Annotated in this window: 6 protein-coding genes; 1 reads left to right on the top strand and 5 read right to left on the bottom strand. The window is 49.6% G+C overall.

The window, feature by feature from the left end; all coding sequences use genetic code 11:
• The 5 genes from guaA to IKG78_RS14030 all read right to left on the bottom strand — a co-directional run.
• The coding region (gene guaA, locus IKG78_RS14050) for a glutamine-hydrolyzing GMP synthase (protein WP_290944586.1) at positions 1–1052 on the bottom strand (1052 nt) is incomplete at its 3' end.
• A gap of 136 nt (positions 1053–1188) precedes the next feature.
• Positions 1189–2010, bottom strand: a complete 822-nt coding sequence (locus IKG78_RS14045; RefSeq protein WP_290944584.1) for a NifU family protein — start codon at positions 2008–2010, stop codon at positions 1189–1191.
• Between the two features lie 75 nt (positions 2011–2085).
• Positions 2086–2538: a hypothetical protein gene (locus IKG78_RS14040; protein ID WP_290944582.1), complete on the bottom strand. Its 453-nt coding sequence runs from the start codon at positions 2536–2538 to the stop codon at positions 2086–2088.
• A 164-nt stretch (positions 2539–2702) separates the two neighbouring features.
• Positions 2703–4226, bottom strand: coding sequence for a M23 family metallopeptidase (locus IKG78_RS14035; protein WP_290944579.1), 1524 nt, complete (start codon positions 4224–4226; stop codon positions 2703–2705).
• Positions 4227–4229: 3 nt separating this feature from the next.
• Entirely contained in the window at positions 4230–4637 is a 408-nt protein-coding gene (locus tag IKG78_RS14030; RefSeq protein ID WP_173356246.1) for a hypothetical protein, read from the bottom strand.
• Between the two features lie 396 nt (positions 4638–5033).
• On the opposite strand from IKG78_RS14030, the gene IKG78_RS14025 reads away from it, so the two are divergent.
• Entirely contained in the window at positions 5034–11465 is a 6432-nt protein-coding gene (locus IKG78_RS14025) for a tandem-95 repeat protein (protein WP_290944576.1), read from the top strand.
• Positions 11466–11469 lie beyond the last annotated feature (4 nt).

Here is an 11469-nt window from a genome sequence, read left to right as displayed (position 1 = left end):
TGCGTCTTAATCTTGTCGGCGTTCTTGGTGCCGCCGCTTTCGATGGTGTCGGGGTAGATAGTGCCCTGAGCCATCATCCACTGGTTCGGATCGAGGTTGAGCTTCGCCATTTCCTCGTCCTTCACCGTCAAGAATTCCTTGCCGATAATGCCGCGCTTGGTTTCGGGTGCAGTCACGCCCTTGAGCTTAGCGAGGAAGTGTTCGCTGGCGTCGCGGACCTTGAGGTTGTTCATCCCCTCGGCCTTCAAAAATTCCATAATCTTCTGGGATTCGCCGAGGCGCATCATGCCGTTATCCACATGCAGACCCAAAACCTTTTCCGGTCCGAGCACGCGGTTCAAAAGTACGAATGCGACGGTGGAATCCACACCGCCGGACACGAGCAAGAACACCTTGCGGTCCTTGACCTGGTCCTTGATGCGCTGCGTGATGAGCGGCAGGTAGCTCTTCATGTTCCAGGTCTTCTTTGCACCGGTAAAGTCCACAAAGTTTTCGAGCAACTTCATGCCGAACTTGCTGTGGGTGACTTCGGGGTGGAACTGGATGCCGAAAATCTGGCGTTCAGGCTTGTCGCTGTCGAAGGCGACGGCGGCGATTTCGCAGTCCTTGGTGCTGGCCACGATCTTGTAGCCCTCGGGGAGCTTGGTCACCTGGTCGCCGTGGCTCATCCACATGGGGCTGGCCTTCGGGAGTCCCTTCAGGAGCGGGCACTTTTCGTCACCCACGATGAGGTCTGCAATACCGTATTCTTTCACCTTGCCCGGTTCCACATGACCGCCCAACTGCTGGGCGATGAGCTGGTGACCGTAGCAGATGCCGAGCTTCGGCACCGGAAGGTCCAAAATTTCGGGATTGTATTCCGGAGCGTCGGCTGCATACACGCTGGAGGGGCCGCCACTGTAGATGATTCCCTTCACGCCTTCGAGTTCAGAGACCGGGGCAGCGGGGGAGTGGATTTCGGTAAATACGCCCAAGCGGCGCACGCGGTTAGCAATCAGGTGGGCGTACTGCCCGCCAAAGTCCAAAACGGCAATCGTATCAACGTTTTTCATATTCTCATTCTCGTGAAAACGGGAATCTTTCAAACTATCATTTGCACAATCGTTCTAGTGGTGAATGCGCGAATCTTTTGGTAAAAATTTAGAAAAATATACAGATCTCTTTTTCTATCGTTATGTAAAGTCAACATTAATACATGCTTGCAGGTGGATTATTGTCGTCCAAACCGGGCAAATCTGGGTTTTGCGGGATGTTCGCGAGCGGATCTTCCGGTTCTACAATTATGTTGTAATAAACGTTGTTCTTGAGTTCATCTTCGATGTAGAACAAAGTACCGCCCATGGCGCTACCGCATCCGGCACATGCGCCTTGGTAGCGGATTTGCAGACGGTTGTCATCGGTCAAGTCGAGAATTTGTATGTCCCCGCCGTCACCTTGGAGTGTTCCGCGTACGGTCTGGTGCAACCAAGCCTCGATCTTCTCTATTTTCTGGGCTTTCGTAAGGGCGTTCCATTCGGCATCTGCTTCGGCACGGCCTTCGGCGGTCTGCGTGCGGTACTTGATGCGTTCCATCTTTTCGCGAACGATGATGGCTGTCGCTTTCTTCTCAGGATAAGCTTCTAAAATCTTTGCGATGAGCGTGTTCATTTGCTTGATTTCGGGAGCTGTTTCCGGGATGGCTCTTGCATCAGGTGTGTCACGCAGTTCGTCTTCGAGGCTTTCGGCGGTAATCTTGCAAGCGTCGTCGATGGTTGCCATCTGTATTCTGCGGCAGAAAGAATGTGCAAGGGCGGTAAAGACGGGGCCGCCGTACGTAAAGAACCTCGTTTCTAGAATTTTGTCGCATTCCGGATCAATCATCAAGTAAACCTTGAGGCTTGCTTCTTTGACATCGACGAGTGCGAGTCCTTTTTCGTCAGCTTCTATTTGGAATATGGCTCCGCGGTATTTAGGAGCTTTGGCAATTTCTTGTAATTTCTTGGAGTAAGATGCGCATTGTTCTTCGTTCATGGCCGAAAATGTAGAAAAAAAAACGCAACCCGTGAAGGTTGCGCCAAATGTAGTCATTAACAGGAAAAATTAGAATTAGAACTGTTCAATCTGGGTATTGAATTTGTACTTGTCCTTGTAGTAGGCAAGCATTTCGTCGCTGTTGGAGAATGCCTTGCGGAGCGGGTCGCGGAGAGCCGGTTCTCTTTTGACTTTCTTCTGGATTTCAGGCACGACATCTTTGAAGAAAAGTTCGTTGCTAGCAGATGCGACATGGTTCTGGTTGTAGTCCATGTGGTAGCGGCGTTCGACCATCTGGAACAAGTCGGACTGGCAAGAGTTTTCGGGCGGCATGTGGGATGCGACCGGCATATAGCACTGCTTGATGTAGTCCTGCTTCATGCTGACAATGAGACTGTCGATAGCGGGAATGTTGTGAACCGAGTCGTTGTGGCTGGCGAGTTCGGCCTTTGGGGTCACAACTCCAGAGCAACCGGAAACGAGTGCTGCTGCGAGTGCGAGGGATGCCCAAATGATGGAATTTTTCATGTCCTAATCCTTTTTTTTGACATTGTTATTACACTACATCAATCCCGTGGAACAAAGTTACTTAATTGTGAATAGATTTGCGATAGTTGTAGTGTAAAGTTTTGTTTACAAACTGCCGTTTTTTTGATATTTTTAAGTTACATGTGATATAAAACACCAATATTTTACTTAGATGAGGGTTTAAACTTGTAAAACCACTTGATGGGGTCGATGACATCGTAACGGACGTTCCCGATGCGTTTTTTGCCCTTCTTGTTTACAAGTCCTGTGACGATATGTGCGTGGGGGCCCGTCGTGTGTCCTGTAGTACCGACAGTGGCAATCGGGTCGCCCGGCATGACATCCTGTCCGTTCAAGTAGAGCAGCTTGTCGCAGTGCATGAACAAGATAACGTCGTTCTTGCGGACAAGGCCTATGATGACCCCGCCACGTTCGTCGCGGCTAGTCCATGCTTTGGCGTTGAAGGGAGCGAGGATGCGGGCTCCTTGACGGCTTGCGACATCAATGCCGTTGTGTTTTCTTTGTGTGGCTGTCGCTTGTTCGTGATAGAATTCCGTAATGTAGGCGATGCTGTCCGAGATGACGGATGTCCAGTATTTCCAGGCGGCTCCGATGGTGTCTGCGGATGCGGGGCGCTTGATTTCGTTTGGACGCGAAAACCGGATTGTTGTTCCTTTGGGCGGAATATTCAGGTTGCCTTTTTCCCAAGAGGTGACTTTGAATCCGTTGTCTTCAAGCGTCTTGGCGACGTAATTCTTGACCATCTTTTCGTTTGTGATGATTGCGTCGAATCGTCCGATGGCGTAACGGGCGATTCGTTGCATGCTTTCGTTTCCGTCGAAGGTGTATTCGAAGGAGGGGGCAACGGAAAGCAGGTTCCTTTCCTGTATGCGGTCGCGGAGGTTCGAATCGCTGCGGTCAATGTCTGTGACAAAGAGGAATGGGGCGATAATTGCGACGATCAGCAGCAATGGGAAACTGTTGCGTATGATTCGCGGGAATCCATCGAGCGGGTTTTTGACGAGGATGGATATCTTATGGAGCTTCTTTACGACCTTGGCCAGTTTTTCCGGGTTCTTCTGGAAATCCAGGGCGAACGCTTCCTTGGTGGCGGTGGCGTTTCGGCGGATGGCCTTGCGAGCTTTGGGGTATTTGCGCCTTGCGGGGCGTTCTTTGGATAACCAGAGAATTTGTGCTTTTTGCGCTTCTTTTACGTCTTCGATGAACGCTGCCGCCGAATTCATGGACTTTTCGGTCACATGCATGATTAAAAGGCGGGCCATCGAAACGAGATTTCCGACATTCTCGACTTGCTCGGTCGAAATGATGCCGATGACATGCGGGGCTATCTTTTCGAGGCTCTTGATGTTGTGGTAGAGCGTACGAAATTCCGTATCTGTCGTGGGCAAGGCTTTCGTGCCGCTAAACGTGATATTTACGTCTGTAGATGAAATTTCTGCGATGTCGGAGGCGTCCAAATTTTTTTTCGAAAGGTCTGCGGCCTGCAAGGGGGCGTTTCCATCAAAAGGGCGCTTGCCGGTAAAATCAATTACAACAAAACGCGCACCGGCGTTAAGTGCCAGTGCGAATTTCTGCAAGGCTTCTGTGGGTAAAACGTCTTCGTCGGAGATGGCGAAAAGCGTAAACCCGCCTTGGTTGTAAAGGCTTTCTAGGACCTTTCTTTGCATGCCTTACTTGGCGGCACCGCGCGGATAGGTATAGCCAGAAGGAGGTGCTGCGACGAACTTATCGACCTGGAGGTAGAGTTCTTCAGCAGATGCGGCCGGGTTGAAGAAAATTTCCTGGTTTCTGTTCTGGCTGCGGCCCTTGATGGGTTCGTTGCGGCGGCCACGGCTTACGATGCCGAGCGGGAGCACTTCGAGAAGCGGCAAGAGTCCGAAGTAGCGGAAAAGGCTGAAGTTCTTCTGCCAAGTGGTGCGTTCTGCCAAGATTGCAAAGGTCCCTTCGATGATGGACTTGCTCTGGAGAAGGTCTTCAGAGGTCATCGTCACGAGTTCGTGATTGGTCGGGAAGTTATTCTGGAAGTTGACCATGTCGCCTTTGAGGTAGTTGGCGTCGCAGAGAAATACGAATTTCATTGTTTTTCCTGGTTAGATTTAATGGTTTTAATTTTAAAATTAGCATTTTTTGACGATTTTTGTGGTATTAGGGGACGTGTCGGCGAGGGTGTTTATCTTGAAAAAGCTGGTTTTTACAAAAAGTTTACAAAGTGGGTGCTTTCTTCCCGTTTTTAAAGACTTGATGGCGCTTGGTGTACTTTTCTGGCTGTTTTTTTCTTAACTCATTGATACTCAATATGTTACGAATTTTTTTGAGTCTAATTGACAAAAATATGATTTATAATTAAGAAAAAACATGATTTAATATCGTCATGTTTTTTTTCGAAAACATTATATTTATTGACGTTTTTTAGAACGTGTGAAAAATTTCACTTCGAAATTTTTAATTCGTGTATGGTAATTCGGAGAATGAAAATGAAAAAAATAAAAAGGTCCATGGCGGCCTTGCTTGCTTCGGCTAGTGTGTTTGCGACCTCCTCTTTTGCGCAAGATCCTGCACCTGCGGCTCCGGTTGAATCGGCTCCGGCCCAAGTGCCTGCGGCTGCTCCCGCTCCGGAAGCCCCGGCTCCGGTTCAAGCTCCTGTAGCAGAAAACGAACCTCCGCAGGTGAGCGGAATACCTGGCGAATCTATTCTGGAAGGTGGTACTTTTTCGAAGTTTAATCTGGATAATTTTGTAACGGATGACTTGGACCATCCTTCCCAGCTTCGTTGGAAGGTTAGCGGCAACAAGAACCTCAAGGTGACGATTGGCGCAGACCATACGGTAGAAATTGCGACTCCGAATGCTCTTTGGTATGGCTCTGAAGATTTGACTTTTACAGTAACGGACTCTAGAGGGGCGACTGCTTCTGAGACTGTGAACTTTAACGTTGAATCAGTGAACAATCCTCCGGTTGTGTCGCAAATTCCTGGTCAGGTTGTTTCTGAAGGCAAACAGTTTGCAAAGATTCGCTTAGATGACTATGTAAACGACCCCGACCACAAGAAAGACCAGATTACGTGGGATACCGAAGTTCGCCCGACGGGTGCTCCGCAAGGCGATGGTGACTTGTCTGTGACGATTGACGCGAACCGCGTGGCGACGATTGTCATTCCTGACGCTCACTGGTATGGTTCTGCGACCATCAAGTTCATTGCGAACGACCCGGATTATGGCAGTGACAACAAGACCGCGGCCTTTACTGTTTCGGCTGTCAACGATCCTCCGGTATTTTCAAAGAAGATTCCTGACCAGATTATCGACGAGAAGAACCAGTTCGACATGATTTCGCTGTCCGACTACGTGACGGACCCGGATGACGATCCGATGAAGCTCAAGTGGACTGTGACGGGGAACAAGGACCTGAAGATTGAAATTGACAGTTATGGTTCTGCTATCACGACGACTCCGGATGAAAACTGGAATGGTCAGGAACGTGTGACGTTTACCGTGACTGACGCTGCCGGCGCTTCGATAAAGCAGGATGTTTTGTTCAAAGTAAATTCCATTAACGATCCTCCGGAGTTTGTCCAGAACATCCCGGACCAGACGATTGAAGAAAAGCAGGAATTTGCTCCGATCCAGCTGGGGCAGTACGTGAAGGATCCAGACCACCGCGTCGAAGTGCTCAAGTGGACTGTTACTGGCAACAAGGATTTGAAAGTTTCCGTCTCTGGCGGTGTCGCCACAATCCGCATTCCGAACAAAATGTGGAACGGCTCCGAATCCATCAAGTTCACGGCTTGCGACTTGGACAAAGCCTGTGCCGAATCCGAAGCCATGTTTACGGTCAATTCTGTGAACGATTTGCCGAAGTTCATCCGTCCGATTCCGGGACAGAACATCAATGAAAGACAGCAGTTTACGAAAATCAAGCTGGATGACTTTGTCAAAGATGACGACAACAAAAACTCCGAACTTTCCTGGGATGTCGAAGTCAAGCACCAGGGGCCGATGCCGGAAACGGGTACGCTCAACGTAACGATTGACGATAAGCATGTCGCGACAATCGAAATTCCGGATCCGAGCTGGAACGGCAACACGATTGCGACATTTACCGTGACGGACCCCGAAGGTGGTTCTGCCAAGCAGGATGTCTCTCTCAACGTGAAATCCATCAACGACCCGCCGGTATTCAAGAAAATTGCCGACCAGAGTGTCGAAGAAAAGTATGAGTTCACGTCGTTTAATTTGGATGATTACTTGAGCGATGCCGACCACGATTTCTCGAAGCTCAAGGTCGAAGTAACGGGCAACAGGGATCTCAAGGTCAATATAGACAACAGAACGCACGAAGTTTCCGTGAAGATTCCGCACGACCAGTGGAACGGTACGGAAACGTTGATGTTTACGGCGACGGACCCGGAAGGTGCCCGTGCAACGACTTCTGCGAAGTTTACGGTCACGGCTATCAACGATCCTCCGGTGATGAAGGATATTCGTGAACAAACGATTAAGGAACAGGGCGAATTCAAGGTTGTTGAACTGGATAATTACGTTGAAGACCCGGACCATGCGAAGAATCGTCTCAAGTGGACTATTTCTGGAAACAAGGAACTCAAAGTCCAGATGGATGCCGGTCATAACGCTCGCATCACTCCGCCGTCCGCTCAGTGGCATGGCGCTGAATCGATTACGTTCAAGGTCTGCGACCCGGACAACGCTTGCGATGAACGCACCGTGCTCTTTACGGTGGAATCTGTGAACGACGTGCCGATGTTCGTAAGGCAGGTGACTCCGCAGACGATCAAGGAAAAGGGTCAATTCCAGCCGATCAAGCTTGGCGACATGGTGAAGGACATGGACAACAAGCTTTCTGAACTTACGTTTGCGACAACGTGCAAACCGGCAGGTGGTAAGAAGAGAGAATGCGAACTCAAGGTTGAAATTGACGATAACAAGGTTGCAAAAATTATTGTTCCGGATAAATTCTGGAACGGTGCCGAAGAAATTACGTTTACCGTGACGGACCCCGAAGGGGCCAAGGCTTCTTCGACGGCTCTCTTTACCGTAGAATCTGTGAACGATCTCCCGGAAATCAAGCAGGTGGCCGACCAGACCATTCAGGAAAAGGGCGAATTTACTCCGTTCAATGTATCTGAACTTGTGTCTGACCCAGATGACCGTTTTGAAAGCTTGAAGATTGACTTTACGGGCAACAAGGATCTCAAGGTCGATATGTCCAAGAGTGGCATCGTGACCGTGAAGACTCCGAACAAGATGTGGAATGGTACCGAAAAGGTGACGTTCACTGTTACGGACCCCGCTGGAGCCAAGGCTCGTTCAACGGCAACATTTACTGTTGTTTCTGTGAACGACCCGCCAATCATGAAGGAAATTGCAAGTCAGACCATCAAGGAAAAGGGCGAATTCAAGACGATTGAACTCGACAACTTTGTTGAAGATTTGGACCATCCGAAGAATCGCCTCAAGTGGAAGATGGAAGGACACAAGGAACTCCGCGTGACGATGGATGCTGCACACAAGGTAACGGTTGTTCCTCCGTCTCCGAGCTGGAACGGTTCCGAAAAGATTCGTTTCACGGTGACCGACCCGGATGGGGCTTCGGATAGCAAGGAAGTAACGTTTACGGTTCTCTCCGTGAACGATGCACCTGAATTTGTACGTGATTTGCGTGACCAGTCCATTGACGAAAAGAAACTGTTCCAGCCGATCAAGCTTGAAGATTTCGTGAAGGATGCGGACCACAAGATTTCTGAACTCAAGTGGACGTTCAAGGTCAGCCCGATTGGCCAAGGTTCTTCCAAGAAGAAAGGCAAGAAGGGCAAGGATGAAGAAGAATCTGTTGGCGAAACGCTCAATGTCCAGGTGGATGCGAATAACGTTGCAAACATCGTGATTCCGAACAAGTATTGGCATGGTGCCGCAAACATCACGTTTACCGCGACGGACCCGGAAGGGGCTTCTGCAAGCAAGACCGCTCGCTTTGAGGTTCGTTCCGTGAACGACGCTCCGGTTCTTGCAAGTAACGCTCCGGCGGGTGAAACCATTCTCGAAGGTGGACGCTTCAAGACGATTGACCTTTCTACTCTTGCCGACGACCCGGACCATCCGGCTTCTTCCTTGAAGTGGGAAGTTTCTGGCAACAGAAACCTCAAGGTCGATATGCGCAAGGACAATACCGTGATTATCACTACACCGGATCCGCAGTGGAGCGGCAAGGAAACGCTCACGTTCTCCGTCACTGACCCGGAAGGCGCATACGCTCGCCACAAAATGCTCTTTGAAGTGACACGCGTGAACGATCCTCCTGCATTTGTGAACCGTATTCCAGACCAAAAAATCAAGGAAAAGGAAACCTTCAAGCCTATCAAGCTTGATGAATTCGTGAAGGACCCAGACAACAAGCCTAATGAACTTCGCTGGAAGATTACAGGTGGAAAACAGCTCAAGGCTGAAATTTCTGCAAGCCGCGTACTTACGGTAACGGCTCCCGGCAAGGATTTCTGGTGCGCTCCTGAAATGATGGTGCTCGAAGTGAGCGACCCGGACGGTGCAAAGACTTCGCAGTCGATTACATTTGAAGTGATGTCTGTGAACGATCCTCCGGTCTTGAAGGATATTCCGCCACAGAAGATTCGTGAAAAGGGCCAGTTCAAGGATATTGAATTGAGCAAGTTTGTCCGTGACCCGGATAATACGATTGAACAGCTTTCTTGGACGGTCAAGGTGCTGAAGCCCGAATCCGCCCACGCCAAGAAGGGCAAAAAAGGCAAGAAGGGCAGGGATGATGACGAAGACGAAGATGAACCTTTGAAGGATCCGTTCAGCGTCGTGATTTACAAGGGCGGCCTCGCTCACATCAATATCGCCGATCCGAACTGGCATGGCGAACGCAATGTGCAGTTCACTGTGAAGGACCCGGATGGCGCAACGGACTCCAAAACGGTCAATTTTGTTGTGGAATCCGTGAACGATCCTCCGGTAATTAGGCCGATTCTCGCTCAAGTTATCAAGGAAAAGGAACGTTTCCAGCCGCTGGACTTGACGGAATATGTTTCTGACCCGGATCATCCGGCTAAATCCTTGAAGTATGAAGTTGCAGAACCGCGTGCACTCAAGGCTTCTATCAACGCGAAGAAGCAATTGATCGTGACAACTCCGGACAAGTATTGGAACGGTACGGAAAAGATTCGCCTCGAAGTGACGGACCCGGAAGGAGCAAAGGCCGTTCTCCAAATTGATTACGAAGTTACTCCGGTGAACGACCCGCCAGTGATTTCCAAGAATATCCCGGATCAGAAAATTAAGGAAAAAGAAAAATTTACGATGGTTGATCTCGCAAAGATTGTGAACGACCCGGATAATAAGCCGAATGAACTCAAGTGGACCGTTACGGGGAATAATGAACTTGCCGTGGATATTAAGAACGGACGCGCTAGCATTACGGCTCCGAGTCCGGATTGGTATGGCAAGGAAACGCTTACGTTTACGGTGATGGATCCGGCTGGCGACAAGCAATCGACCAAGGCTACGTTCGAAGTTGTTTCTGTGAACGATCCGCCGAAGTTCAAGGCTATTCCGCCGCAGACGATTGAAGAAAAGAAGGCTTTCCTGCCGATAGACCTTTCTCAATATGTTACCGACCCGGATAACAAGATTGAAGAAATGAAGTGGTCGATTGACGATGAAAATCCGTTTGCTTCGGCAGCACCTGTAAAGGCTAAGCATTCGAAGAAGGATAAGAAGAAAAAGAAGGGCAAAAAGCATGTCGAAGAAGAAGCCCCGGCTCCAGTGGTTGCAGGAAAGCATCAGCTGAAGTACAACATTAGCAGTAAGGGAATCCTCACGGTCGAAATTCCGGATAAGTTCTGGAACGGTAGTGAAACTGTGACGATTAACGTGTTTGACCCGAGCCGCGAAAAGGCTTCTGTGGATGTACGCTTTACTGTGAAGTCCGTGAACGACCCGCCGGTCGTGAAGGATATTCCGGGACAGACGACGCTCGAAGGCAAGCCGTTCAAGTCCATCAATTTGGATGACTTTGTCAGCGACCCGGACCACAAGAATAGCGAAATCCGTTGGAAGACTTCTGGCGCAAAGAACCTCGACGTGAGAATCAACGCATCCCGTGTTGCAGAAATCAAGCCGAAGAAGGAAAATTGGTTCGGCGAAGAAACGGTTGTCTTTACCGCTACCGACCCGTCTGGTGCTTCGGATAATTCTGTTGTGAAGTTTGTCGTGAAGCATGTGAATGCACCTCCGGTCATGCGTGATATTCCTGACTTTACCATCAAGGAAAATCAGAATGACGGCGTTATTGCTACGATTAAGCTCGACCAGTACGCTCGCGACAAGGACCACAACTTTGATGATCTCAAGTGGAAGTTTACGGGTAATAAGCAGTTGCAGGTGAATTATGACAAGTCCAAGAAGACGGTCATCATTGCTCAGCCTTACTCTCACTGGAAGGGCGATCCCGAAAAGATCACGTTTACGGTGACGGACCCGGAAGGGGGTACAGCTCACAAGACTGCTACGTTTACGGTGATTGCCGTGAACAATCCGCCAGAGACAAAACCGCAGAACTATGTGGCCCATGAAAACGAAAAGCTGAAGGTCCCTGCTTCGGGTGGTCTCATGGCTGGTGCGATTGACCCGGATGGCGACAAGATTGCAACGGTGAAGCTTGTGATGAAGCCGCGTAATGGTCGAATTATCTTGAACGAATTGAATGGTTCCTTTGAATATATGCCGAACAAGGGCTTCACTGGAATTGACGAGTTTACGTACAAGGTGTTTGACCCGGCTGGCGCAGGATCCAAGGTCACGAATGCGGAAATCAATGTTATGATGAAGATGAACGACCTTCGCGGCAACGCTGCCGGCAAGAAAAAGAAGTAATTCA

The sequence above is a fragment of the Fibrobacter sp. genome (assembly GCF_017545445.1).
Classification (GTDB): domain Bacteria; phylum Fibrobacterota; class Fibrobacteria; order Fibrobacterales; family Fibrobacteraceae; genus Fibrobacter.
This window is presented reverse-complemented; position numbering and strand designations above follow the sequence as displayed.

Excerpts from the sequence above, each read along its gene's own strand:
- IKG78_RS14030 (WP_173356246.1), bottom strand. The coding sequence starts at position 4,637 with ATGAAATTCGTATTTCTCTGCGACGCCAACTACCTCAAAGGCGACATG.
- IKG78_RS14025 (WP_290944576.1), top strand. The coding sequence starts at position 5,034 with ATGAAAAAAATAAAAAGGTCCATGGCGGCCTTGCTTGCTTCGGCTAGT.
- IKG78_RS14035 (WP_290944579.1), bottom strand. The coding sequence starts at position 4,226 with ATGCAAAGAAAGGTCCTAGAAAGCCTTTACAACCAAGGCGGGTTTACG.
- IKG78_RS14045 (WP_290944584.1), bottom strand. The coding sequence starts at position 2,010 with ATGAACGAAGAACAATGCGCATCTTACTCCAAGAAATTACAAGAAATT.
- IKG78_RS14040 (WP_290944582.1), bottom strand. The coding sequence starts at position 2,538 with ATGAAAAATTCCATCATTTGGGCATCCCTCGCACTCGCAGCAGCACTC.